We start from the raw sequence: 24,627 nt of genomic DNA on the forward strand, positions 1-24,627 counted from the left end.
AGTTTCAGTTTTTTTTTGAATAAAGTGAAAAATGAGCTGTTGAAAGTGGGTTTTATATGAAAAACTTTTGGCGACTATTATTAATATTTACCATTCTTTTATATATTGGAAGTACATTAGTATTTACAATCTTTCATCATCAATTCAAACATCTAGCGATAAATGATCATTTAAAATCAAGTAATTGTGTATTGGTATATAACCCTGAGCAAGATAAAGAGATATTAAGCACTGCAAAACAATTATTAGTTAAAAATCCAGAAAGTAAACTTATATATACGCCTTTTATTGTCAATGATGATGTTAATAGTTTACAATTACTGAAAGAAGTAGGCATTAATAAGTCGAGCGTTATTCCAGAATATTATAGTGTTTCTATGAAAGATTCAGCGATAAGTGCTGCTGAAATTATGCATAATGAAAATATGGATGATTGTATTCTTGTTGGGCGTGACTATGAAATGAAACGTTTAGTTTCAACATTTGAGAAAACTAATCCATTATTTAACTTTTATCATCAGTCTGTGAAATTAAAAGGTAAAAATTATTTAGAAACAGCTGAAGGTAGAAAATCAGCAGAACATGAGTTATGGCAATATCCAAAACTATGGTTAAATCGATAACAGGAGGAACAAATCAATGAAGAAGAAATTGCTTGGTATTATCGGTGTGTTATTATTATTAGCAATCATTGCAGTGGGAATTGGAATATGGAGTTATAACAATGTTGATCATGGTGATAAACCGAAAAAAAGCGATGTAATCATAATGATTGATGGTGGAGATAGTGGTCGATATACTGAGACTGGTCGTTTCTATGAAGAGAACTATGCACCTAAAGTCATGATTTCACCTGCAATTGAAGATAAAAATGGTTTAAATAATGTTAAAGCAGTAGAAGAAGCGGGTGTACCAAGTAAGGCTATAATAAAAGAGAAGAAGGCTACATCAACTTGGACAAATGCAACAGAAACTTTAAAATTAATGAAAGCACATAATTTAAAATCAGCTCTAGTTGTAACAAGTGATTATCATGCAACACGTACGAAACTTGCATACGATCGTGCAAATAAAGATTATGGCTATGATATTTCAGTAGTCGGTGTTAAAAGTAAAGATGGACTTAAATGGAATGAATATCAAGCAGGTAAAGATCAAGCATTCCGTGAAGCATATATTCTTCCGGCATATTGGTTAGGTTTGTATAAAATTATTGACCTATAAACATATTGAAAGCACTAGGAGAAATCCTAGTGCTTTTTATAGTGTAAATGTTTTTTTCGCAAGTATATCTTTCAGTGTATATTGATCAAGCACTTTTAAATATGCAGTCAAAGCTTCTCCTAACACACTCATCAAACCGCAATGATCAATAATTGGACAAGTATTCGTCTCTCTATCAAAGCATTCAACAATATTGAAATGTTCTTCTGTTTTTCTGATAAGTTTGCCAATATTGATTTCATCAGGAGCCATCTTAAGAGTAATCCCCCCGCCACGACCACGTATTGTTTCTATATATCCTAAGGTACCTAAATTATTTACAACTTTAGTTAAATGATTTTTAGAGATATTATAAAATTTTGCAATTTCATCTATTTGTGTACGTTGCTCAGATCTCGCCAGAAACATGAGTACTCGTAAAGAATAGTCTGAGTATAAAGTAAGCTTCATGTAATCCTCTCCTCATACCATTATTATAGTCTTTTTTTTATCAAAAAAATATTTATTATTTTACTAATTTATGAATATTATTAAAGGATTATGGTTGAGTTTTTCTCTTTATAGATGTAACATTATAGATGTGTTTTAAAGATATATTTTAAATACTACTTTTAGGGGGAAGAAAAATGTTAACAGAAGAAACAAAAAGTATTATCAAGGCAACGATTCCGGTTTTAGAAGAGCATGGTGACGCAATTACTACAGCATTTTATAAACATATGTTTGAAGAACATCCGGAATTACTGAATATTTTCAATAAAACAAATCAAAAATTAGGCCGACAACAGACTGCATTAGCTCAAACAGTAATTGCAGCAGCAAAACATATTGATCATTTAGAAGCCATTATTCCAAATGTTAATCAAATAGCACATAAACATAGAGCTTTACAAATTAAAGAAGAACATTATCCAATCGTTGGAGAGAATTTAATTTGGGCGATTGGTCATGTATTAGGAGATGCAGCGACACCAGAAATTATTGATGCATGGACGAAAACATATGGCGTTATCGCTGATGTCTTTATTCAAATGGAAAAAGCGTTATATGAAGAAGAAGAATGGCATGATTTTAAACCGTTTAAAGTTATTGATATTAAAGAAGAAAGTGCAGAAATTAAATCATATACTGTTATTTCTGATGATATTAAAGTTCAACCGATTAAAGCTGGACAATATATTACAGTTAAAGTACATCCTGAAAATGAAGAAAATGATGCATTACGCCATTATTCAATTTGTTCAGTAGATTCTACTAAAGGGATTAAATTTGCAGTGAAACGTGATGTAGCAGGCAGTGAAAAAGGAATGGTTTCTAATTACTTACATGATAATGTAAAAGTTGGAGATGAATTATTATTATCAGCACCGGCAGGAGAGTTTACTGTAGATGCACCGCAAGAGAAAGATATCGTATTAATCAGTGGTGGTGTAGGTATGACACCAATTATGGCAATGCTAGAAGATGAAGATAAAAAAGGGCGTAATATTAAATTCATACATTCTGCTTATAATAGAGACGCTGTGCCATTTAAAGCAGAAATAAAGAAATTTCATAATAAAGAAAATGTTCAATTTTTCTTCAATTATTCAGAATCTGTTGGTCGTTTAAATAAAGCAAAATTAACGGATATTATAAATGGTAATGAGGAAATTTATATGTGTGGATCTGTTGCTTTCATGGAAGCGATGTTAGAAGTATTCAATGAAATGAATATTGATCGTAGCCAAGTTCACTTTGAACCATTTGGTCCAAAAATGAGTATAACAATATAAAAAACTGGTACATTTGTACCAGTTTTTTTGTCTATATTTACTTCATACTGCGTTTTGCGGCTAATAATGTATTGTTTAATACCATTGTAATTGTTAATGGACCAACACCACCTGGTACTGGTGTAATTGCACTGGCTACTTCACTTACTTCATCATATTTCACGTCGCCTGTTAATTTACCATCTACTACAGTGTTACCAACATCTACTACAACAGCTCCTGGCTTAACATCTTCTTTAGTAACCAATCCAGGCTTACCAACCGCTGAAACAATAACGTCAGAACGTTTTAATACATCTTTCATATTCTTACTACGAGAGTGTAATAATGTTACCGTTGCGTTTGCATCAGTTAATAATTTAGAAACAGGTTGTCCTACAATATGGCTACGTCCAATTACTGCAACGTCTTTGCCTTCTAAATCCATATCAGCATTTTTTAAGATCTCCATGATGCCAAGTGGCGTACATGGAATATATGTTTCAACACCTGCATACAAGCGACCTATATTGATTGGATTAAATCCATCAACGTCTTTTTCTGGTGCAATTTTTTCTAATACTTTTGTTTCATCAATTTGCTTAGGTAGTGGCACTTGTACTAAAATACCATGAACATTTGCATCATTATTCAATTTTTCAATTTCGTTTAATAAAGTTTCTTCTGTTGTCGTTTCATCTAAGTGAATAATTTCAGATGACATTCCAATTTTTTCTGCTGATTTTTTCTTGTTATTTACATAACTTTGACTTGCACCATCATTTCCTACAAGGATTACTGTTAAATTTGGTGTAACGCCTTGTGCTTTTAACGCTTCTACTTCTTTTGCTAATCCTGCGCGATAATCTACCGCAATTTGTTTACCATCTAACACTTTTGCTGTCATGAAAAAATCCCTCCATCTTTTTTTCGAACGATTAAGTTTATTATAGCAAAAAAACAATCAAAAATACGAACGAATATTAATATTTTCATAAAAAAGTTTGTAATTGTTCGTAATTTACATTGAAAAATCAAACCCTAATTGTTATGCTATATAAGTAATATACACTTAATTTAAAGCGTTTATCAAATAATTCATAAAGGGTGATAAAAGGTGAAGGTAGCAGTAATTATGGGATCCTCTTCTGACTGGTCTACAATGAAGGAAGCTTGCGAAATGTTAGAATATTTTGATATTTCTTATATTAAACAAGTTGTTTCGGCGCATAGAACCCCATTAGAAATGGTTGAATTTGCAAAGAATGCACGTAATAATGAAATCGATATTATTATCGCTGGTGCTGGAGGTGCTGCTCACTTGCCAGGTATGGTAGCTTCTATGACTACTGTTCCGGTGATTGGTGTGCCAATCGAAACGAAGACGTTAAAAGGAATGGATTCATTACTTTCTATCGTACAAATGCCGGGTGGAATTCCTGTAGCAACAACAGCTATCGGTAAAGCGGGTGCTAAAAATGCTGGTATACTAGCTGCGCGAATATTGAGCTTAAAAGATGCAAAGCTAATTGAGCAGTTAGATCGATATGAAGCTTCACTAGTAGAGAAAGTTGAGGCGATGCAGCATGACCTTAAATAAGTTTAAAATTGGTCAGTCGATTGGAATCATTGGCGGTGGACAGCTTGGAAAGATGATGGCACAGTCCGCTCAGAGAATGGGATTTAAAGTGAATATTTTAGATCCAGATCCAACATGTCCAGCAAGATTTGTTGCACATAAATTTATTGAATCACCTTACAATGATTTAAAAGGTTTGAAAGCGTTAAGCAACGTTAGTGATGTAATCACATATGAATTTGAAAATATCAATGCAGAAACATTAAAAGAAATCTGTAGTGAAAACAATGTTCCCCAAGGATATGAAACTGTTGGCATTTTGCAAAATCGTCTTTCTGAAAAAGAAGCAATCGCATCAAGCGGTGCTAAAGTTGTACCATACTATAAAGTTGATTCTAAAGCTTCTCTTGATATTGCGATAGCCGATCTTGACTATCCGATTGTATTGAAAACTGTATTTGGTGGATATGATGGTAAAGGTCAGCTTGTATTAAAGAGTGATGCTGAGCTGGATGAAGCATATAAAATGGTAGAAGATGCAGTACTTGTTGCTGAAAAAATGATCGAACTTGATAGAGAGATTTCTATAACGGCATCACGAAACATACAAGGGGAAATTGTTTATTTTCCTGTACAGGAAAATATTCATCGTAATCAAATTCTTTTTAAGACAACAGTTGAAAAGGAACATGCTTATAAAGATGCAGCAGTTGCAGAAGTTGAAAAAATTATCTCTAAAATTCACTTTGTTGGTACATTTACTGTTGAATTCTTTATTGATAAGACTGGTGAATTATACGTTAACGAAATTGCGCCAAGACCTCATAATTCAGGTCATTATTCTATAGAAGCATGTGATTATTCACAGTTTGATACACATATCCTATCAGTAATTGGCTATACATTACCTAAACAAATCAGACTACACGAAAAAGCTGTGATGTATAACTTATTAGGACAAGATTTAGATGCTATGGAGCATTATTTCAATAATCATCCGGAATGGCATGTTCATGTGTATGGCAAAGAAGTGAGAAAAGAAAATCGTAAAATGGGACATATTACCCTTTTATTAGACGATAAAGAGGATACGTATTATCCTATATATGAGGAGATGATGTCATGACATTAGTTTATGAAGGTAAAGCTAAACGCGTATTCAATACTGATGATAGTAATATTTATCGTATTAAATATAAAGATGAAGTAACAGCTGGTAATGGTGCAAAGAAAGATAAGATGGAAGGAAAAGGGCGCTTAAATAACTTAATTACGAGTTATTTCTTTGAAAGATTAGCAAAAGAAGGCGTTGATAGTCATTTTATTGAACGTACGAGTGACACTGAGCAACTCGTGAAGAAAGTAACGATTATTCCGTTAGAAGTTGTTGTAAGAAATTTTGCTGCAGGATCAATTGTAAAAAGACTGGGCTTTGAAAATGGTCAGGCATTTGAAAAGCCGCTCGTTGAATTCTACTACAAAGAAGATGCATTGAATGATCCTTTTATCTCCGATGACCATGTTAAGTTATTAGGTCTAGCAAATGACGCAGATATCGCTGAATTAAAACGTCAGGCATTAATCGTAAATGAAACATTAATTAAGATAATGGATGAAATGAATTTAAAACTTATTGATTTTAAAATTGAATTTGGTAAAGATAGCGATGGCAATATATTGTTAGCTGATGAAATTTCTCCGGATACTTGTCGTATTTGGGATAAAGAAACAAATGAGAACTTCGATAAAGATGTTTACCGCAATGATACTGGATCACTAATTGAAACATATACTAAATTTTATAATAAACTGGAGGCATTATAATCATGACTAAAATTGAATTACACATCACTTTACAACCACAGGTATTAGATACTCAAGGCCAAGCTTTAACACGTGCAGTACACGATTTAGGATATAAACAGGTTGATGACATTCGCGTTGGAAAAGTATTATATATGACGGTTGACGAAGCAAGTGAGCAGGCAGTAGCGAATGTTGTAAATACATTAAGTGAAAAATTGTTTGCAAACACAGTTATCGAGGAGTACAGCTACAAAATTATTGAAGATGAGGAGACAAAATAATGAAATTTGCTGTTATTGAATTTCCTGGTTCTAACTGTGATAGAGATATGTTCAATGCAGCTCTTAACACAGGCTTTGAAGCGGAATATGTTGATTATAGAAAAACTTCATTAGAAGGATTTGACGGTGTATTAATTCCTGGTGGATTTTCATTTGGTGATTATTTACGTTGTGGCGCGATGGCTCGCGTTGCTCCGATTGTTCCTGAAGTTAAGCGTTTAGCAGAAGAAGGTCGTCCTGTATTAGGTGTTTGTAATGGATTTCAAATTTTAACGGAGATTGGATTATTACCTGGTGCTTTAATGCATAATACAAGTCATAAGTTTATTTGTCAAAATGAATCATTAACAATTGTTAATAATGAGACGAAATTTACGCATCAATATGATAAAGACGAAACAGTCATCTATCCTATCGCACACGGTGAAGGTAATTATTATTGCTCACCTGAAACGTTAAAAGAATTACAGGACAACAATCAGATTATCTTAACTTATAAAAACAATCCAAATGGTTCTATTGAAGATATTGCTGGCATTGTGAATAAAGAAGGTAACGTATGCGGCATGATGCCTCACCCAGAGCGTGCAATGGAATCATTATTAGGTACAGATGATGGCGTGAAGTTATTCCAATCAATTTTAGAAAGTTGGGGGAAATAAGAATGGTTAAATTTTTAGAGCCAAATGAACAAGAGATTAAAGATAATAAGTTATATGCAGAAATGGGCCTAACAGATACAGAATACGATAAAGTAGTAGAAATATTAGGGCGTAAGCCAAACTACACTGAAATCGGAATTTTTTCTGTAATGTGGAGTGAACATTGTTCATATAAACATTCTAAACCTTTCTTGAAGCAATTCCCTGTAACTGGTGAACGCGTATTAATGGGTCCTGGTGAAGGTGCTGGGGTCGTTGATATCGGTGATAACCAAGCTGTAGTATTTAAAGTAGAATCTCATAACCATCCTTCTGCAATCGAGCCTTACCAAGGTGCAGCAACAGGTGTTGGTGGGATTGTTCGTGATATCGTATCAATCGGAGCACGTCCAATCCAATTATTAAACGCATTACGTTTCGGTGAATTAACCGAAAAACAAAATAAACGTTTGTTCTCAGGTGTCGTTGCTGGTATCGGTGGATACGGTAACTGTATCGGAATTCCAACGGTAGCTGGTGAAATTGAATTTGATTCTCGCTATGATGGTAACCCGCTTGTTAATGCAATGTGTGTTGGTATTATTGATCACGACAAAATTCAAAAAGGAACTGCTAAAGGTACTGGCAACCCTGTAATTTATGTTGGTTTAAAAACTGGTCGTGACGGTATTCACGGCGCGACATTCGCATCTGAAGAGTTAAGTGAAGAAAGTGAAGCGAAACGTCCATCAGTACAAATTGGTGATCCATTCGTAGGTAAAAAGTTAATGGAAGCAACACTTGAAGCGATTACTTATCCAGAATTAGTCGGTATTCAAGATATGGGTGCTGCAGGTCTTACTTCTTCAAGTTCAGAAATGGCTGCAAAAGGTGAGTCCGGTATTCACTTACATTTAGAGAAAGTACCTACACGTGAAGCGGGTATTTCACCATACGAAATGATGTTATCAGAAACACAAGAACGTATGTTACTAGTAGTAGAAAAAGGTACGGAACAAAAATTCTTAGACTTATTTGAACACCACGAATTAGACGCAGCAGTAATCGGAGAAGTTACAGATACAGATCGCTTCGTTTTAACATATGAAGGTGAAGTCTTTGCAGACATTCCTGTTCAACCGTTAAGCGATGAAGCACCTGTTTACGTATTAGAAGGTAAAGCAGCTGAATTTGCTGATGTTGATCATAACTATGACAACATTGATGCAAAAGATGTATTTACTCGCCTGTTAAATCATCCAACAATTGCATCTAAAACATGGGCATATTCACAGTATGATCAACAAGTTGGTGCAAATACGATTATTAAACCAGGTTTATCAGCTGGTGTAACGCGTGTGGAAGGCACAAATAAAGCAATTGCTTCAACAATTGATGGTGAAGCACGATATGTCTTTAATAATCCATATGAAGGCGGAAAAATGGTAGTAGCGGAAAGCTACCGCAACTTAATTGCAGTTGGTAGTTTACCACTTGCGATGACAGATTGCTTAAACTATGGTAATCCAGAAAAGCCTGAAATTTATCAGCAATTAGCTGATTCTACTAAAGGTATGGCCGAAGCGTGTGCTGCACTTAATACGCCAGTAGTATCAGGTAACGTATCTTTATATAATGAAACAAAAGGTGATGCAATCTTCCCAACACCAGTTGTAGGTATGGTTGGATTAATTGAAGATGTAAATTATTTAAATGATTTCAAACCACAATCTGGTGAGAAAATTTACTTAGTTGGAGATATTAAACCAGATTTCGGTGGATCACAGATTGAAAAATTATTATTCAATGAAGTATCTCACGTAACGTCAAATATAAATTTAACAGAAGAAGTAGAACGTGGAGAAACAATTCGTAAAGCGATTACTGAAAGTAAATTATCACACGTACAAGCAGTAGGTAAAGGTGGATTAGCGATTAAATTAGCGCAAATCACTGCTTACTTTAATACAGGAATTGATGCTCGAGTGGATGCATCAAACGCAGAAGTATTTGCAGAAACACAAGGCAATTATATTTTAATCGCAAAAGAAGGTTATGTTCCTGAAAATGCAGTTGAAATTGGAACATTTGGTGGAGATACATTTACATTAAAAACAAACCAAGGCGAAATTACTGAAAGTGTTGAAACAATCAGTCAGTCTTGGAAAGGGGCAATCGAAACATGTATGACATCAGAGGCCTAAATGAAGAATGTGGCGTTTTCGGTATTTGGGGTCACCCAAATGCCGCTGACCTCACGTATATGGCACTACATTCATTACAGCACCGTGGGCAGGAAGGTGCTGGTGTTGTATGTTCTGACGAGTCGAATATTTACGGTGCACGTGGTATGGGTTTATTACCAGAGGCGATCAGTCAAGTTAAACTAAGTTCATTAAGTGATTTTAATCATGCGATTGGACATGTTCGATATGCAACAACAGGTGCATCTGAACTGTCAAATGTGCAGCCGTTTATTTTTAAACATTCTAAAGGTGATATCGGTTTAGCACACAACGGTAACTTAACAAACGCAGAACAAATTAAATTAGCACTAGAATCTGAAGGTGCAATCTTCCAGACATCTAGCGATTCTGAAGTATTAGGGCATCTACTTTTAAAGGCGAAATCAAATAATAAATTAGCTAATTTTAAAGCTGCACTAAACCAAATTAAAGGTGCATTTGCATTTTTAGTTTTACATCCGGATCAAATGTTTGTGGCACGTGATAGTAATGGTGTACGTCCGTTAATGTTAGGAAAAGTAGACGGCGCTTATTGTGTTGCAAGTGAAACATGTGCATTTACAGCAATAGGTGCTGATTACATTCGTGATATAGAACCAGGTGAAGTACTTGTATTTTCTCATGACGGTTTAGTAGAAGATACTTATACAACGAACACTGAATCACATATGTGTTCAATGGAATATGTATATTTTGCTCGACCTGATTCTGAATTCAGAAAACACTCGATTTATGAAGTTCGTAAAGCTTTAGGGAAACAACTTGCAAAAGAGATGAATATAGAGGCAGATATCGTTATCGGAGTTCCTGATTCCTCTTTACAAGCAGCAAAAGGATTCTCTATTGAATCTGGTATTCCGAATGAACAAGGATTAATTAAGAATCGTTATGTGGGTCGTACATTTATCGCACCTAACCAAACGCTACGTGAACGTGCGGTACGTATGAAGCACTCACCAGTTAGAGACGTCATTGAGGGGAAGCGTGTCGTTGTCATCGATGATTCTATCGTACGTGGGACAACAAGTAAGTTTATTGTGAAGACTTTAAAAAATGCGGGTGCAAAAGAAGTACATATGGCTATTTCTTCTCCGCCACTTATTCATCCTTGCTATTACGGTATCGATGTTTCAACACATGCCGAACTCATCGCATCCGATAAAAGTGTAGAAGAAATTAAAGACATTTTAGAAGTAGACTCATTAACATATTTATCTGTTGAAGGTATGCACGAAGTGTTTAGTCAATTCGATTCAAAAGGTGAATGTAACGCTTGTTTCACTGGAAATTATCCGATCGAAATTATTGATCACTTATTACCTGAAGACAAAGAGAAAAAGAAGAAGGGAGTCTAACCATGGCTGAGAGTTATAAAGAATCTGGAGTAGATATTCACGCTGGGTATGAAGCGGTAGAAAGAATGAAGAAACACGTTGATAGGACGATGCGTAAAGAGGTACTTGGTGGATTAGGTAGCTTTGGTGCTGCATTTGATCTTTCACAGTTAAACATGAAGCAACCTGTACTTGTTTCAGGTACTGATGGTGTCGGAACGAAATTACGATTAGCAATTGATGCTGACAAACACGATACAATCGGTATTGACGCTGTGGCAATGTGTGTTAATGATATTTTAACGACAGGTGCAATGCCGCTATATTTCTTAGATTATTTAGCATTAAATAAAGTAGACCCAGTCATCGTTGAACAAATTGTTAAAGGTGTAGCTGAAGGGTGTGTACAAAGTGAATGTGCATTAATCGGTGGAGAAACCGCTGAAATGGGCGATATGTATCACACCGGAGATTATGATATTGCTGGATTTGCAGTTGGTGCTGTTGAGAAACCTGAATACATCGATGGTTCAAAAATTGCTGAAGGTGATGTTATTTTAGGATTAGCATCAAGCGGTATTCATTCTAATGGCTATAGTTTAGTTAGAAAAATTATTAAAGATAATCATTTAGATTTAAATGCTGAGTTTGCTGATGGTAAAACCCTTCTAGACACAGTATTAGAACCTACGCGAATTTATGTCAAAGCAGCTAAAGCAGTATTAGAAAATGCAAAAGTAAATGGCATGTGTCATGTTACTGGTGGAGGTTTTATCGAAAATATTCCACGTGTATTTCCTGCTGGCGTTTATCCGGAAATCGATGTTACTTCAATACCTAAATTACCGATCTTTGATTTATTACAGGAAAAAGGTCAAATCGATGCTTTAGAAATGTATAATATTTTTAATATGGGTATTGGTTTCATCTTTATCGTGAATGAAAGTGAAGTTGAAAAAATTCAATCAATTATTCAATCTCAATTCAATGAAGAAATTTATACGATTGGTAAAGTTGTCTCAGGTGATAAAGAGATAGAAATCACGGGGGTATAACATGAAGAAAGTTGCAATTTTTGCATCTGGTAATGGTTCTAACTATGAAAAGATTATGGAAAATATTCAGGCAGACTATTTAACAGATATTAAAGTAGTTGGACTATATACTGACAAAAGAGAAGCTTTTGCTATAGAACGCGCAAGAAGATTTAGAACCCCTATTCAAATCTTTGAGCTTGCACAATATGACAATAAAATTGCTTACGAAAAAGCTATATTAGAACAACTTCAAAAAGATAAAGTAGAATGGATAATTCTTGCTGGATATATGAAACTTGTTGGGGAAACTTTGCTGGATGTTTATGAAGGAAAAATACTCAATATTCATCCTTCACTTTTGCCGAGTTTTCCGGGCAAGAATGCAGTTGGACAAGCTTTGCAATACGGTGTTAAAGTGACAGGTGCAACAGTGCATTATGTCGATATGGGAATGGATACTGGAAAGATTATAGATCAGATGAGTTGTCCGATTTACGAAGACGATACCGAAGCTACTTTACAATTGCGTGTACAAAATCTTGAATATGAATTGTACCCTAGAGTAATAAAAAAATTGATTCAATAAGGAGTCGACAATGAAAAAAGCATTATTAAGTGTATCTGACAAAACTGGCATTATTGAATTTGCACAAAATTTAGTAGCAAATGACTATGAAGTATATTCTACTGGTGGAACTAAAAAAACTTTAGAAGAAAATAATATACCCGTAAAATCAGTGAGCGAATTAACTAACTTTCCTGAAATTATGGATGGAAGAGTAAAAACATTACATCCTAAAATTCATGGTGGTATTTTAGCGGATCGTGATAATAGCGAACATGTTGCAGCATTAAAAGCCCATAACATTGCCCCAATAGACCTTGTTGCAGTAAATCTTTATCCGTTCGAAGCCACGGTAGCTAAACCAGATGTTACTGAAGCAGATGCAATTGAAAATATCGATATTGGTGGACCAACAATGTTACGTTCTTCTGCTAAAAACTTTAAACATGTTATTACAGTAGTTGATCCGTCAGATTACAATACAATAATTGAAAAAATTAAAGCAGATGCGGTTGATTACGAATTCCGTAAATCATTAATGGTAAAAGTATTTTCTCACACAAATAAATATGACGAAGCGATAGTAAACTTCTTTAGCAATAATAAAGAATCATTACGTTATGGTGAGAACCCTCATCAAGCGGCTGAATTCATAAAAACGAGTGACGCAAATAATACATTAGCAGGTGCGAAACAATTGCATGGTAAGCCGCTAAGCTTTAACAATATTAAAGATGCAGATGCTACCCTTTTCTTAGCGAAACAGTTTGATATGCCTGCAGCAGTGGCTGTAAAACATATGAATCCTTGTGGTGTTGGAACGGGCAGTACAATTCAGGAGGCTTTCCAAAATGCTTATGATGCGGATGCACAAAGTATCTTTGGGGGTATTGTTGCAGTGAACCGTGAAGTTGATAAAGCAACTGCTGAAATTATGCATTCAATATTCTTAGAAGTTATTATTGCACCAAGCTTTAGCAACGAAGCTTTAGCAGTGCTTACGCAAAAGAAAAATTTACGTTTACTTGAAATTGATATGACGATTGAAGATAAAGAAAAAGAATTTGTTTCTGTTTCTGGCGGATATTTAGTACAAGATAAAGATTTATTAAACGTTAAAAAAGAAGACATGCGTGTTGTAACAAATACACAACCTACAGAAGCACAATGGAAAGCGATCGAATTAGGCTGGAAAGTAGTGAAAAGTGTGAAATCGAATGCCATTGTTTTAGCGAATGAAAAACAAACTGTCGGTATCGGTGCTGGTCAAATGAACCGCGTTGGTTCAGCTAAAATTGCCATTGAACGTGCAATTGAAATAAATGATAATGTAGTCATGGCAAGTGACGGATTCTTCCCGATGAGTGATACTGTTGAAACAGCACATGCTGCCGGTATTAAATGTATCGTTCAGCCAGGAGGATCAATTAAAGATCAGGATTCAATCGATAAAGCAAATGAATTCGGTATCACAATGGTTATGACAGACGTTCGTCATTTTAAACACTAGGAGGCAGTTATGAAAGTATTAGTTATTGGTTCTGGTGGTAGAGAACATGCTTTAGCGCGTAAGGTTGGTCAATCTGAACGCGTAGATGAGGTATATGTAATTCGAGGCAATGAAGCGATGGCAAAAGAAGCTAAAGTCATTGATATCGCAGAAAATGACCATGATGCAATTGTGAAGTTTGCAAAAGACAATCAAATTGATTTAGTCGTTGTAGGTCCGGAACAACCATTAATTGATGGATTAAGTGATCGTTTAACAGAAGCAGGTATCAAGTCGTTTGGTCCGAATGCAAATGCAGCCCAAATGGAAGGGTCAAAAGATTTTGCAAAAGTATTAATGGAAAAATATAATATTCCGACAGCAAAATATAAAACAATCAACGATAAAACAGAAGCAATCGCCTATGTGAAAGCACAAGGAACACCAATCGTCATTAAATATGACGGATTAGCAGCTGGTAAAGGTGTAGTAGTTGCTATGGATGATGAAACTGCCTTTGACGCTATTAATGATTTTTATACAGAAAAGGATGCTAAAGTTGTCTTTGAAGAGTACCTTGAAGGTGAGGAATTTTCACTGATGGTATTTGTAAACGATGATTTCTGTATTCCGTTTGATACGATAGCTCAGGATCATAAACGTGCATATGATGGTGATAACGGACCAAATACAGGAGGCATGGGTGCATACTGCCCTGTAAGTCATATTAGTGATGAAATAATCGAACGCACAAATAATGAAATTGTTTATCCTATCGTTGAAGCGATGCATAAAGAAGGACTCAATTATTTCGGAATACTTTATGTTGGTGCTATTGTAACTGCAGAAGGTCCGAAAGTCATTGAATTTAATGCAAGGTTTGGTGACCCTGAAGCACAAGTTTTATTACGCCGATTAGAAACAGATTTCATTGATTTGATTGAAGCGGTTGATCAAAAACAACCTCTTGATTTAGTATGGAGAAATAAGACGATATGTGGTGTAGTTCTTGCGTCAAAGGGATACCCGGGTAATTATGATAAGGGAACGGTTGTTAAAGGATATGATTATCAACAAGATTATATTGTATCGGCTTTAAAACAAATAGACGGTGAATGGGTCACTACAGGAGGCAGAGTAATGATTGCTCTAGGAGAAGGTCATGATTTAGCAGAGGCTCAGTCAAATAGCTATAAACTTGTTAAAAATATTAAAAGCGATGGATTGTTTTATCGAACAGATATTGGTAATAAAGGTATTTAAAAAAGTCGCCAATTTGGCGACTTTATTTATTATTCAAATGTTTTTTGGATATCTTCTTTTGTTTGCTCGTTGCCACCATTTTCATTCTCTTGCTCTTGCTTATCATTATTTTCTTTTGCTTCTTCAGCAGCTTCTTTAATTTCTTCGTATTTGTCAGTCATACTAACTACCTCCTATACTTGTTATGTTTTATTTATTCCCTGAATTAAATAGGTTAAACATTCTCATACTTAAGGATGATTTTTTATGATTTAAAAGACATTTAATAAGTATTTTCATATAATGGTAGAGAGGTGGAATTATGAACTGGATTAAAACACATTTTGAAATACTAATTGGCTACTTTATAGCTGCCATAAGTATATTTTTGGGTATTTTTATTATTTATCATGGCAATCAGATTGCGCATTTTAAAGATATAGATATCAATAAATTACATATGTATAACTTTTTTGATTTTATTAATATTTATATTTTTGAATTAATTAAACTATTAAGCCATTATATCAAAAATTATCCTGCTATTTACGGCGTTCTATTAATTATTATAGGTTTATCATTTATCTATATTTCAAGAAAGCTTAAAGAAACGACCATTTTTGATAAAACGATCGCATACTATTATCTTTTAGCAGCAAGTATCATTTTGCTTGTAATCATCATCTTTTTATTTGAAGTATATGGTATATTTTCATTGTTTTATTTATTATTTTTTATCTTTCTTGTTTATTATACGATTAATCGTCGTAAACTCAATGAGCATTACCGTAAATTTCATTTTGTGGTATTGATTGGAGTATACGGGATAGCTTATTTTATGTCACAACTTGCTGTCTATGATAATTTAAATAAAGAAAAAGTATCACCGTTAGATGTTATGAGTATTAACTTTTATTTTATAGTACTACTTTTAATTGCAGCATTATGTTTGTTTAATTATGTTTTCCTGAAAAGAACATTACCAACAAAAAATGATGATCATGAAAAATTAAGTCGCCGCAATAAAAAGAAAAGAGATTTACAAATCAATCAGAAGTTACAGGAAGGAACAAATTCAACGATTGAAAAACTATCAACAACGTCGTTAAAGGTTGATGAAAAAATAATATTATGCTTTAAAAGAGCGATTAATTCTATTAAAGATAAAATTAATCTTGAAGAAGAAGACATACCTTCGTGGTTTAAACGTCCAAGATGGATAAGGTCATTTCATATTGAAATTTTACTTAGTGCATTAATGTTCGTCATTACAGTTATTGAACTGAATAATCGTAATATCTTATTTGATGCAAGTAAATTTAATGTCGTAAAAATGCAATATTTCTATGAATGGATTAATCTTGTTGGACTACTGATGATTATCATAGCATATATTTATTTCTCTATTAGAATTCATTTCAAAAGAAAAGGATACTTTGGTCAACTTTTTACAATTTCTTTTTTGACGCTAAAAATTGTGACGAGTATTTATTTAATGGTATTTAAAGGTATAAACTTAGCACTGTTTATCCCACCTATTTTATTGCTGATGTTTATGTTTGTTGTACCGCTATATATTATTCACATACGTAAACGATATTAATACGCGTGATATAACACACTGCTTAATTAATTTGTGAAATTATTGTTGTGTACTACAACAATACGGTATATAATCAAAGAGTAAACATTAACCCATGGGGATGGGAGTTAATTTTTCCGAATATATATCACGGCAGTTGCCTCTGATGGCAACTGCCGTTTTTGTGTTATAGTAAAATTATCAAACTAAAGGAGTACAAACATGAAAAGCGTATTACTCAAAAAAAATAAACAGGAAAAATTTAAACAAGGTTATCTTTTAATAGAAAATGATGATATTTATCAAAAAGATGATATCCATGAGGGAGAATTATTTATTGTTCAAAGTGATACTGGCCAGCATTTAGGTACATTTTATTGTGGATTACAAAATAGAGGATTTGGCTGGAAAGTTAGTGAAGGCTATGTATCAGCTTTAGAGACATCATACTTTATTAATTTATTTGAAACTGCTAAAGAATTTAGAGCGTCTTTATTCAATGCGACTGATACAAATGCATTTCGACTATACAACGGTGAGGGCGATGGATTAGGTGGCTTCACGATAGATAGTTATGATGGACATTTATTAATTCAGTGGTATTCAAAAGGAATCTATCAGTTTAAAACTGTGATTGTAGAAGCAATTCAACAAATCTTTGAATATAAAAGTATATTTGAAAAACTTAGATATGATAAAAATGTGACGACTCACCAAATAACTGATGAAACTATTGAATTTCCAATAATGATCTTAGAGAATAATCTCAGTTACATGATTGATTTAAATGACGGTGCTATGACCGGTCTATTTCTGGATCAACGAGATGTACGTAAGAAATTATTGAAGCTTGAGACGAAAGGAAATGACTTCCTGAATCTATTTGCTTATTCGGGTGGCTTTTCTATTGCTGCAGCAACGAATAGCTATAAAACTACAAATGTGGACATTGCAAAGCGATCTATTGAACTGATGGAACAGAATTTCGCTATTAACGAATTACCTTTAGAATCTCAGAAGTTTTATACTTTAGATGCGTTCGATGCATTGAAATATTTTGCGCGTCATCTTAATACATTTGATGCGATCATCATAGATCCACCTAGTTTTTCACGTAATAAGAAAAAAGTATTCTCTGTAAAAGATAATTATCATGAACTCATAGAGGCTGCTGTTCCGCTCGTGAACTATAATGGTTATTTAATTTTATCGACGAATGCTTCTAATGTACCGTTAAAACAATTTAAAAAAATGATAACAGATACGCTAACGCCATTATGCCAATTTGAAATTGAATCAATTATGGGTCTTCCTAAAGACTTTAAAACAACTGATAAATATAAAGCTTCGAAATATTTAAAAGTAATTACAATTAAAATCTTATCAGAATAAAACTTTTAGATTAAAACTAAATTATTTAGGGAATATACTTTTAAGAAATTTGATTAAATTTTAGAGGTGATAATATGGGTATTTTAAATTCAGCAATTAATATAGCGACCAATGCTATGAATAAAGATCAAAAAGTTAAGAAAGAAATTAATCAGCTTCCTAAAAATGAAAGTGATTTAATTGATCGTCGTGAACGCTCAGAAAAATTAATTCATAATAAATCGTTAATGAGTTCAGCAGCAGCAGTTGTTCCGATTCCTGGCATTGATGTGACTGCAGATATGAAATTAATGTCAGATATTATTGAGGAAATTAATGCAGTATATGGTTTAAGCCATAAACAAGTGAGTGGTTATAGTGATGAAATGAAACAAAAAATAGTTTTTTCGGCTGCTAAAACAGGCAGCGATTTCATCGGTAAAAAAATTACTAAAGGATTAGTAGCTGTTTTATTTAAAACACTGCTTCGAAGAGAAGTACTGAAACAATCGAAATGGGTACCGGTTATCGGACAAGCTGTCTCTGGAACAATAAGCTATTATATGATGCAAAAGTTAGGCAAAGCACATATTGAAAAATGTGAAAAAGTAGCAAGAGAATTAATGTAAATCAAAAATTAAAATTTTACTATTTTCAGATATTTTGATATATATAATGATAATTGTTTGTTATAAGACGTTGAATTAATTGAAGTTAAGGTATTTATTTGATATATTATCTATCGTATAGACTAATAAAGTTATATATAAAATAAACTGTTGCAAATGCAACCAAAGGAGAGTTTTTATTATGGAACAACAATCTTACGTAATTATTGATGAAACAGGAATTCATGCACGTCCGGCAACGATGTTAGTGCAAACTGCAAGTAAATTTGAATCAGATATTCAATTAGAATATAACGCTAAAAAAGTTAACTTAAAATCAATTATGGGTGTAATGAGTTTAGGAGTAGGCAAAGATGCTGAAATCACTATCTATGCTGAAGGTTCAGATGAGAAAGAAGCTATCGAAGCTATCTCAGATGTTTTAGTTAAAGAAGGTTTAAGTAAATAATGGAACACATTAAAGGGATAGGCGCATCTGATGGTGTAGCGATTGCTAAAGCCTACCTTATGATTGAGCCAGACTTATCTTTTTCAGAAGAAAAAGTTACAGATACAGCTGCTGAAGTTGAAAAATTTAAAGCAGCTGTTAATCAATCAAAAGTAGAGTTAATGCAAATTAGAAATAATGCAGAAGTTGCATTAGGAGCTGATAAAGCTGCTATATTTGATGCGCATTTATTAGTTTTAGAAGATCCGGAACTTATTAACCCAATTGAAGAAAATATTAAAAATAATCAAGCAAATGCTGCAGCTGCTTTATCTGAAGTTGCAACTAATTTTGTTACTATATTTGAATCTATGGATAATGAATATATGAGAGAACGTGCAGCAGATATTAAAGACGTGTCGAAACGTGTCTTATCTCATATATTAGGTGTTACATTACCGAATCCAACTTTAATTGATGAGCCTGTAGTAATTATTGCAGAAGATTTAACACCTTCTGATACAGCCCAATTAAACAAGGCTTTTGTTCAGGGATTTGCCACGAACATCGGTGGACGTACTTCACACTCTGCAATTATGAGTCGTTCGTTAGAAATTCCTGCGGTTGTGGGTACAAAAAGTATTACTGCTCTCGTTGAGCAAGGTGATTTTGTAATTGTTGATGGCATCGAAGGAGAAGTAATTCTTAATCCTGTTGAAGCGACAATTACTGCCTATAAGCAGAAACAATCTCAATTTATTGAAGAAAAAGAATTACTGAAACAACTTGTTAATGATAAAACTGTAACTTCAGAAGGAAAACATGTAGAACTAGCAGCAAATATTGGAACACCTGATGATTTAACTGGTGTTGTAAACAATGGCGCTGAGGGTATTGGTCTATATCGTACAGAGTTTTTATATATGGGACGCGATACTATGCCATCTGAAGATGAGCAGTATGAAGCTTATGCTAAAGTTTTAAAAGAGATGAAAGGTAAACGTGTTGTTGTAAGAACATTAGATATTGGTGGAGATAAAGAGTTACCTTATCTCAACTTACCTAAAGAAATGAATCCATTCTTAGGTTACAGAGCAATTCGTTTATGTCTTGCACAACCTGAAATTTTCAGACCTCAACTTAGAGCTTTATTACGTGCATCTGTTCATGGTAATTTAAGTATCATGTTCCCGATGATCGCGACAATTAACGAATTCCGTGAGGCAAAAGCTATTTTAGAAGATGAAAAAGCTAACTTAACGAAAGAAAATATTAAATTTAGCGATAATATTGAATTAGGTATCATGGTTGAGATCCCATCAACAGCAGCTATGGCTGATATCTTTGCTAAAGAAGTAGATTTCTTTAGTATTGGTACGAATGATTTAATTCAATATACTATGGCTGCTGACCGTATGTCTGAGCGTGTTTCTTATTTATACCAACCATATAACCCTGCAATATTAAGACTTGTGAAACAAGTCATCGATGCAAGCCATAAAGAAGGTAAGTGGACAGGTATGTGTGGAGAAATGGCTGGGGATACAACAGCTATTCCACTATTATTAGGATTAGGCTTAGATGAGTTTTCTATGAGTGCGACAAGTATTTTAAGAGCGCGTCGTCAAATTAAAAACTTAAGTCAAGTTGAAATGGCTAAAATAGCTGAACAGGCATTAAACTGCTCAACGCAAGAAGAAGTAATCTCTTTAGTAGATGCTTATCTATAGTTAAACAAAATAAAGAAGAAGCTGAAAATTTTCAGCTTCTTCTTTATTTGATGTAAATCTTTGTAATTTGTGGTTTAGCGAATATTCTAATTGGTAAATGTGTACTACCAAGACCACGGGAAACATGAAGATACATGCTATGTTTTTTATATTTCAAATTAAATAAACCTTTTAAATATTTTCTTCCTAATGATGGTTTAATTGGTGCACCAAGCATAGGAATAAAAATTTGTCCCCCGTGACTATGGCCAGATAATTGGAGGTCAACATTGAATTTCTTTACAAAATCTGCATAATCTGGTTCGTGTACTAAAGTAATAGTGTAGTCATTGGGATGATTTCTGTTTCGTATTGCCTGTTCGATATTTCCGGAAGCATTAAGAATATCATCAGTACCACATATATATATTTCTTCGCCATCATAATTAATATATTTACCAAAGTTATTCAGCACTGTTATATGACTATTAGTCAATACTGTTTCTAAATCATGTGTTAAGTGTGTACGCTGATCATGATTACCATAAGAAAAGTACACGCCTAAAGGGGCTTTAATTGTTTTTAGTAATGGTATATAATCATTAGGATTTTCTTTAAACACTTCTAAATTATCAAATAAATCTCCGGTAATCATGACGATATCAGGTTGTAGTTTATTGATTATTTTAATGTGTTCTATTAAATCATGATAATTATACTGAAAGCCGACGTGTAAATCTGAGATATGTACAATTGATAGCGGTCGAGCATGGTGTAATCTCAAGCCTTTAATAGTTATATTATCTACATCAACATTTTTGGGATTGGAATGGAATAATGGTACTAAACTTTTTCCGAAGCGGTCTATCATGCTATACATTAATAACTTAAACATTTTTAGTCTCCATATACTTTTCAATGGCTTCGATATCTGGTGTATAGAATAATTTTTCATCTATTTTTATAAGTGGGGTACTCAAAGCATCGTAATCAATCATCTCTATTTTATATGCCATATTTTTGATATTTTTTTCTTTAAATTGAAGTGAAGATTGTCTGAAGTAGTTTTTAATAAATTCGCATGGTGGACAATTATCTTGTGTGTATATTTCAATATTCATATCATTACCTCTTTTACTACTTTTTAATAACTATAAATACTATAGCGATTTCAGACAGAATTATCAATATTAATGGTATTATGGTCAAATGTAATTTAAATCGTTTGAAGATGATCACATATTTGTCACAAAACTGTTAGGCGTTTCGCTTTATATTCCTTATAAGGTGTATTAAACTTAAAGAAATGTGAGTACAATCACAAAAGGAGGATATACATGGATGGTGTTGTGTTAAGTCGTTTATTAACAGCGATGACGTTAGGTTTTCATATTATTTTTGCCACAATAGGTGTTGGAATGCCACTGATGATAATGATTGCGGAAGGATTAGGCATAAAATATAATAATCCGAAATATACGGCAATGGCAAGACGTTTTGCAAAAACATTTACAATCACAGTAGCTGTAGGTGTTGTTACAGGAACGATTATCGGTTTACAGCTGTCATTACTATGGCCATCTTTTATGCAGTTGGGTGGTCAGGTTATAGCATTACCACTCTTTATGGAAACATTTGCATTCTTTTTTGAGGCAATTTTCTTAAGTATATATTTATATACATGGGATCGCTTTAAAAATAAATGGACACATTGGTTACTTAATATACCAATTATTATCGGTTCAACATTAAGCGCGTTATTTATCACAAGTGTAAATTCATTTATGAATACACCGGAAGGATTCAAAGTAAAAAATGGAGTGCTAGTAGATATTGATCCAATACAAGCAATGTTAAATAGCTCATTTTTTGTGCGTTCTTTCCATGTTGTAACAACAGGTGGAATGACAATTGCTTTTTGTATCGCGAGTGTAGCAGCCGTAAAATTATTACGTAATAAATTTCCAGAAGATAAAGATTATCACATGAAATCTTTAAAAATGGCGATGATTGTAGGGTTGATTTTTAGTTTATTGACGATATTAGCGGGTGATTTATCAGCGAAGTTCCTGCACAATGAACAACCGGAAAAATTAGCGGCAATGGAATGGCATTTTGAAAGTGATAAAAATGCTGACTTAGTCTTATTTGGTGTTCTTGATGAAAAAACACAGGAAGTAAAAGGCGCAATAAAAATACCTGGTATGTTAAGTTTTCTTGCTGATAACAGTTTTGATACGACTGTTAAAGGATTAGATGAAATACCTAAAGATGAACAACCCCCTTTGATCATTCATTATTTCTTCGATCTTATGGTGTTCTTCGGTATGTTTAGTTTTGCTGTCAGTGTACTTTATGTAATATTAAATAAAGTTAAAAATAAGTTAGCAACGCATAATTTTATGCTATATCTCATTGCTTTAACTGGGCCTCTGTGCATGTTAGCTATTGAATTTGGATGGTTCCTAGCTGAGATGGGACGTCAACCATGGTTATTACGAGGTTATATGAAAGTTGCTGAAGGTGCTACGCATGCAGATGGTGTGAGCCTTGTGCTTGTTGCTTTTGGATTACTTTATCTTGTTTTAGGTTTTTCATGTAGCTACGTATTACTCCGTATGTATAAAGATAAGCCGGCACAATTTGATGTAGAGCAATTTGCCGAAGGGGGTGCCAAATAATGGATTATCAACATATTGGTATTTTAGTATTATGGACTTTTCTATTTGGTTACGTTATTTTAGGAGCAATTGATTTCGGTGCCGGTTTCTTTATTTTATATGCGAAACTTACATCACAGGAAAATGAATTAAAAGACGTTATATCAAGATATTTGAATCCTGTATGGGAAGTTACTAATGTATTTTTAGTGTTCTTCTTCGTAGGTATTGTAGGATTTTTCCCTGATACAGCTTATTATTTCGGTTCAACTTTGTTGCTGCCTGTAAGTATAGCGTTAATACTGCTTACAATACGAGGGTCATTTTATGCATTTGAAACGTATGGGAAAGACTCTAAACTTGCATGGGTAGCCTTATATGGTATTTCAGGATTACTGATTCCTGCAGCTTTTTCAACAGTATTAACCATATCAGAAGGTGGCTTTATCACAAAGACTGCTCAAGGTGTTGAATTGAAATGGTTCGAATTATTAATGAGTCCATTTGCATGGAGTGTTGTATTTTTATGTATCATCTCAGTGTTATATATTTCTTCAGCATTTTTAACAGTTTATGCACACAAAGCAAAAGATAGACCTGCGTATAAGATACTTCGAACATGGTTTTTAATATGGGCATTACCAATGCTTGTAATTTGTCAGTTTACATTTTTGAGTTTAAGACAGCAAAATAAAGAACATTTCGATGTTGCAACAGGACAATACTGGTGGTTATTTGGACTAAGTATCGTATTTTTCTTAATTGCTTTTGCATTATATTATTTTGAGAAAAATCTTGAAATAGGCCTTATCATGGTCATTCTGCAATTTGCTTCTGCATTCTATGGGTATGGGATTTCTAAGTTACCTTATATTTTATATCCTTATGTCAATATGGACAAAGCTGTTGTAAATGAAACGATGGCATTTGGATTAGTTGTGGTGTTTATTTTAGGTTTACTTTTATTACTTCCTTCTTTATATTTATTATTGAGACTATTCGTATTTGATACTGAATATGTTAAAGGTAAGAAGAAATAACGGAGGGGTAG

Annotated in this window: 26 protein-coding genes; 21 read left to right on the forward strand and 5 right to left on the reverse strand. The window is 33.6% G+C overall.

Features of this window, described 5'->3' with window-relative positions:
- Positions 1-56 precede the first annotated feature (56 nt).
- Both JJJ02_RS06930 and JJJ02_RS06935 read left to right on the forward strand, forming a co-directional pair.
- Positions 57-623, forward strand: coding sequence for a YdcF family protein (locus JJJ02_RS06930; protein WP_240838192.1), 567 nt, complete (start codon positions 57-59; stop codon positions 621-623).
- Between the two features lie 16 nt (positions 624-639).
- Positions 640-1,224, forward strand: coding sequence for a YdcF family protein (locus JJJ02_RS06935; RefSeq protein WP_240838194.1), 585 nt, complete (start codon positions 640-642; stop codon positions 1,222-1,224).
- A 36-nt stretch (positions 1,225-1,260) separates the two neighbouring features.
- On the opposite strand, the gene JJJ02_RS06940 is transcribed toward JJJ02_RS06935, so the two are convergent.
- Entirely contained in the window at positions 1,261-1,674 is a 414-nt protein-coding gene (locus JJJ02_RS06940) for an RrF2 family transcriptional regulator (protein ID WP_240838196.1), read from the reverse strand.
- 176 nt (positions 1,675-1,850) lie between these two features.
- Here JJJ02_RS06940 and JJJ02_RS06945 point away from each other — a divergent pair, with 176 nt between their 5' ends.
- Positions 1,851-2,999: a globin domain-containing protein gene (locus JJJ02_RS06945; RefSeq protein ID WP_111714447.1), complete on the forward strand. Its 1,149-nt coding sequence runs from the start codon at positions 1,851-1,853 to the stop codon at positions 2,997-2,999.
- 37 nt (positions 3,000-3,036) lie between these two features.
- Here JJJ02_RS06945 and folD read toward each other — a convergent pair whose 3' ends face one another.
- A complete protein-coding gene (folD, locus tag JJJ02_RS06950) occupies positions 3,037-3,885 on the reverse strand; it encodes a bifunctional methylenetetrahydrofolate dehydrogenase/methenyltetrahydrofolate cyclohydrolase FolD (RefSeq protein WP_111714448.1) in 849 nt (282 codons plus the stop codon).
- A 210-nt stretch (positions 3,886-4,095) separates the two neighbouring features.
- On the opposite strand from folD, the gene purE reads away from it, so the two are divergent.
- Genes purE through purD form a run of 11 tightly spaced genes read left to right on the forward strand, consistent with a single transcriptional unit; the run spans position 4,096 to position 15,219 of the window.
- A complete protein-coding gene (gene purE, locus JJJ02_RS06955; RefSeq protein WP_111714449.1) occupies positions 4,096-4,578 on the forward strand; it encodes a 5-(carboxyamino)imidazole ribonucleotide mutase in 483 nt (160 codons plus the stop codon).
- The gene (purK, locus tag JJJ02_RS06960; RefSeq protein ID WP_239242865.1) at positions 4,565-5,683 is read left to right on the forward strand and encodes a 5-(carboxyamino)imidazole ribonucleotide synthase; all 1,119 of its coding nucleotides are present in this window, start codon (positions 4,565-4,567) and stop codon (positions 5,681-5,683) included. The genes purE and purK overlap by 14 nt, the downstream gene beginning before the upstream one ends.
- Entirely contained in the window at positions 5,680-6,381 is a 702-nt protein-coding gene (purC, locus tag JJJ02_RS06965) for a phosphoribosylaminoimidazolesuccinocarboxamide synthase (protein ID WP_239242866.1), read from the forward strand. Before purK ends, purC begins: the two co-directional genes overlap by 4 nt.
- A gap of 2 nt (positions 6,382-6,383) precedes the next feature.
- Entirely contained in the window at positions 6,384-6,644 is a 261-nt protein-coding gene (gene purS / locus JJJ02_RS06970) for a phosphoribosylformylglycinamidine synthase subunit PurS (protein ID WP_099580658.1), read from the forward strand.
- A complete protein-coding gene (gene purQ, locus JJJ02_RS06975; protein ID WP_239242867.1) occupies positions 6,644-7,306 on the forward strand; it encodes a phosphoribosylformylglycinamidine synthase subunit PurQ in 663 nt (220 codons plus the stop codon). The genes purS and purQ overlap by 1 nt, the downstream gene beginning before the upstream one ends.
- Positions 7,307-7,308: 2 nt before the next feature.
- The gene (gene purL / locus JJJ02_RS06980; protein ID WP_239242868.1) at positions 7,309-9,489 is read left to right on the forward strand and encodes a phosphoribosylformylglycinamidine synthase subunit PurL; all 2,181 of its coding nucleotides are present in this window, start codon (positions 7,309-7,311) and stop codon (positions 9,487-9,489) included.
- Positions 9,468-10,886: an amidophosphoribosyltransferase gene (purF, locus tag JJJ02_RS06985; protein WP_239242869.1), complete on the forward strand. Its 1,419-nt coding sequence runs from the start codon at positions 9,468-9,470 to the stop codon at positions 10,884-10,886. The genes purL and purF overlap by 22 nt, the downstream gene beginning before the upstream one ends.
- Before the next feature lie 2 nt (positions 10,887-10,888).
- The gene (gene purM, locus JJJ02_RS06990) at positions 10,889-11,920 is read left to right on the forward strand and encodes a phosphoribosylformylglycinamidine cyclo-ligase (protein ID WP_239242870.1); all 1,032 of its coding nucleotides are present in this window, start codon (positions 10,889-10,891) and stop codon (positions 11,918-11,920) included.
- Between the two features lies 1 nt (position 11,921).
- On the forward strand, positions 11,922-12,488 hold the full coding sequence (gene purN, locus JJJ02_RS06995; RefSeq protein ID WP_239242871.1) for a phosphoribosylglycinamide formyltransferase: 567 nt from the start codon (positions 11,922-11,924) through the stop codon (positions 12,486-12,488).
- A 10-nt stretch (positions 12,489-12,498) separates the two neighbouring features.
- Positions 12,499-13,977 (forward strand): bifunctional phosphoribosylaminoimidazolecarboxamide formyltransferase/IMP cyclohydrolase, encoded by a 1,479-nt coding sequence (gene purH / locus JJJ02_RS07000; protein ID WP_111714457.1) that lies wholly within the window; start codon positions 12,499-12,501, stop codon positions 13,975-13,977.
- 9 nt (positions 13,978-13,986) lie between these two features.
- A complete protein-coding gene (gene purD / locus JJJ02_RS07005; RefSeq protein ID WP_239242872.1) occupies positions 13,987-15,219 on the forward strand; it encodes a phosphoribosylamine--glycine ligase in 1,233 nt (410 codons plus the stop codon).
- A 29-nt stretch (positions 15,220-15,248) separates the two neighbouring features.
- Here purD and JJJ02_RS13320 read toward each other — a convergent pair whose 3' ends face one another.
- Complete coding sequence (locus JJJ02_RS13320; protein ID WP_255724817.1) at positions 15,249-15,380, reverse strand: hypothetical protein; 132 nt, start codon at positions 15,378-15,380, stop codon at positions 15,249-15,251.
- A 140-nt stretch (positions 15,381-15,520) separates the two neighbouring features.
- Between JJJ02_RS13320 and auxA the strand changes: the two genes are divergently transcribed.
- From auxA to ptsP, 5 genes are all read left to right on the forward strand, one after another.
- Positions 15,521-16,801 (forward strand): lipoteichoic acid stability factor AuxA, encoded by a 1,281-nt coding sequence (gene auxA, locus JJJ02_RS07010; RefSeq protein WP_240838198.1) that lies wholly within the window; start codon positions 15,521-15,523, stop codon positions 16,799-16,801.
- A gap of 201 nt (positions 16,802-17,002) precedes the next feature.
- Positions 17,003-18,172 carry a class I SAM-dependent rRNA methyltransferase gene (locus JJJ02_RS07015; protein ID WP_111714460.1) on the forward strand — a complete coding sequence of 390 codons (1,170 nt, stop codon included), beginning with the start codon at positions 17,003-17,005 and terminating at the stop codon, positions 18,170-18,172.
- Positions 18,173-18,246: 74 nt separating this feature from the next.
- Positions 18,247-18,780, forward strand: coding sequence for a DUF697 domain-containing protein (locus JJJ02_RS07020; protein WP_111714461.1), 534 nt, complete (start codon positions 18,247-18,249; stop codon positions 18,778-18,780).
- A gap of 181 nt (positions 18,781-18,961) precedes the next feature.
- On the forward strand, positions 18,962-19,228 hold the full coding sequence (locus JJJ02_RS07025) for a phosphocarrier protein HPr (RefSeq protein WP_099580678.1): 267 nt from the start codon (positions 18,962-18,964) through the stop codon (positions 19,226-19,228).
- A complete protein-coding gene (ptsP, locus tag JJJ02_RS07030) occupies positions 19,228-20,937 on the forward strand; it encodes a phosphoenolpyruvate--protein phosphotransferase (RefSeq protein ID WP_255724818.1) in 1,710 nt (569 codons plus the stop codon). Before JJJ02_RS07025 ends, ptsP begins: the two co-directional genes overlap by 1 nt.
- Before the next feature lie 43 nt (positions 20,938-20,980).
- On the opposite strand, the gene JJJ02_RS07035 is transcribed toward ptsP, so the two are convergent.
- Positions 20,981-21,811, reverse strand: coding sequence for a metallophosphoesterase (locus tag JJJ02_RS07035; protein WP_240838205.1), 831 nt, complete (start codon positions 21,809-21,811; stop codon positions 20,981-20,983).
- Positions 21,804-22,037 carry a glutaredoxin domain-containing protein gene (locus tag JJJ02_RS07040; RefSeq protein WP_240838207.1) on the reverse strand — a complete coding sequence of 78 codons (234 nt, stop codon included), beginning with the start codon at positions 22,035-22,037 and terminating at the stop codon, positions 21,804-21,806. Before JJJ02_RS07040 ends, JJJ02_RS07035 begins: the two co-directional genes overlap by 8 nt.
- 216 nt (positions 22,038-22,253) lie before the next feature.
- On the opposite strand from JJJ02_RS07040, the gene JJJ02_RS07045 reads away from it, so the two are divergent.
- Positions 22,254-23,597: a cytochrome ubiquinol oxidase subunit I gene (locus JJJ02_RS07045; protein WP_240838209.1), complete on the forward strand. Its 1,344-nt coding sequence runs from the start codon at positions 22,254-22,256 to the stop codon at positions 23,595-23,597.
- Positions 23,597-24,616, forward strand: a complete 1,020-nt coding sequence (locus JJJ02_RS07050; protein ID WP_111714466.1) for a cytochrome d ubiquinol oxidase subunit II — start codon at positions 23,597-23,599, stop codon at positions 24,614-24,616. Before JJJ02_RS07045 ends, JJJ02_RS07050 begins: the two co-directional genes overlap by 1 nt.
- Positions 24,617-24,627 lie beyond the last annotated feature (11 nt).

The organism is Macrococcus sp. PK (assembly GCF_022501545.1).
In the GTDB taxonomy this organism is placed as follows: domain Bacteria; phylum Bacillota; class Bacilli; order Staphylococcales; family Staphylococcaceae; genus Macrococcoides; species Macrococcoides epidermidis.

Excerpts from the sequence above, each read along its gene's own strand:
- JJJ02_RS06930 (WP_240838192.1), top strand. The coding sequence starts at position 57 with ATGAAAAACTTTTGGCGACTATTATTAATATTTACCATTCTTTTATAT.
- JJJ02_RS06935 (WP_240838194.1), top strand. The coding sequence starts at position 640 with ATGAAGAAGAAATTGCTTGGTATTATCGGTGTGTTATTATTATTAGCA.
- JJJ02_RS06940 (WP_240838196.1), bottom strand. The coding sequence starts at position 1,674 with ATGAAGCTTACTTTATACTCAGACTATTCTTTACGAGTACTCATGTTT.
- JJJ02_RS06945 (WP_111714447.1), top strand. The coding sequence starts at position 1,851 with ATGTTAACAGAAGAAACAAAAAGTATTATCAAGGCAACGATTCCGGTT.
- folD (WP_111714448.1), bottom strand. The coding sequence starts at position 3,885 with ATGACAGCAAAAGTGTTAGATGGTAAACAAATTGCGGTAGATTATCGC.
- purK (WP_239242865.1), top strand. The coding sequence starts at position 4,565 with ATGACCTTAAATAAGTTTAAAATTGGTCAGTCGATTGGAATCATTGGC.
- purC (WP_239242866.1), top strand. The coding sequence starts at position 5,680 with ATGACATTAGTTTATGAAGGTAAAGCTAAACGCGTATTCAATACTGAT.
- purS (WP_099580658.1), top strand. The coding sequence starts at position 6,384 with ATGACTAAAATTGAATTACACATCACTTTACAACCACAGGTATTAGAT.
- purQ (WP_239242867.1), top strand. The coding sequence starts at position 6,644 with ATGAAATTTGCTGTTATTGAATTTCCTGGTTCTAACTGTGATAGAGAT.
- purL (WP_239242868.1), top strand. The coding sequence starts at position 7,309 with ATGGTTAAATTTTTAGAGCCAAATGAACAAGAGATTAAAGATAATAAG.
- purF (WP_239242869.1), top strand. The coding sequence starts at position 9,468 with ATGTATGACATCAGAGGCCTAAATGAAGAATGTGGCGTTTTCGGTATT.
- purM (WP_239242870.1), top strand. The coding sequence starts at position 10,889 with ATGGCTGAGAGTTATAAAGAATCTGGAGTAGATATTCACGCTGGGTAT.
- purN (WP_239242871.1), top strand. The coding sequence starts at position 11,922 with ATGAAGAAAGTTGCAATTTTTGCATCTGGTAATGGTTCTAACTATGAA.
- purH (WP_111714457.1), top strand. The coding sequence starts at position 12,499 with ATGAAAAAAGCATTATTAAGTGTATCTGACAAAACTGGCATTATTGAA.
- purD (WP_239242872.1), top strand. The coding sequence starts at position 13,987 with ATGAAAGTATTAGTTATTGGTTCTGGTGGTAGAGAACATGCTTTAGCG.
- JJJ02_RS13320 (WP_255724817.1), bottom strand. The coding sequence starts at position 15,380 with ATGACTGACAAATACGAAGAAATTAAAGAAGCTGCTGAAGAAGCAAAA.
- auxA (WP_240838198.1), top strand. The coding sequence starts at position 15,521 with ATGAACTGGATTAAAACACATTTTGAAATACTAATTGGCTACTTTATA.
- JJJ02_RS07015 (WP_111714460.1), top strand. The coding sequence starts at position 17,003 with ATGAAAAGCGTATTACTCAAAAAAAATAAACAGGAAAAATTTAAACAA.
- JJJ02_RS07020 (WP_111714461.1), top strand. The coding sequence starts at position 18,247 with ATGGGTATTTTAAATTCAGCAATTAATATAGCGACCAATGCTATGAAT.
- JJJ02_RS07025 (WP_099580678.1), top strand. The coding sequence starts at position 18,962 with ATGGAACAACAATCTTACGTAATTATTGATGAAACAGGAATTCATGCA.
- ptsP (WP_255724818.1), top strand. The coding sequence starts at position 19,228 with ATGGAACACATTAAAGGGATAGGCGCATCTGATGGTGTAGCGATTGCT.
- JJJ02_RS07035 (WP_240838205.1), bottom strand. The coding sequence starts at position 21,811 with ATGTTTAAGTTATTAATGTATAGCATGATAGACCGCTTCGGAAAAAGT.
- JJJ02_RS07040 (WP_240838207.1), bottom strand. The coding sequence starts at position 22,037 with ATGAATATTGAAATATACACACAAGATAATTGTCCACCATGCGAATTT.
- JJJ02_RS07045 (WP_240838209.1), top strand. The coding sequence starts at position 22,254 with ATGGATGGTGTTGTGTTAAGTCGTTTATTAACAGCGATGACGTTAGGT.
- JJJ02_RS07050 (WP_111714466.1), top strand. The coding sequence starts at position 23,597 with ATGGATTATCAACATATTGGTATTTTAGTATTATGGACTTTTCTATTT.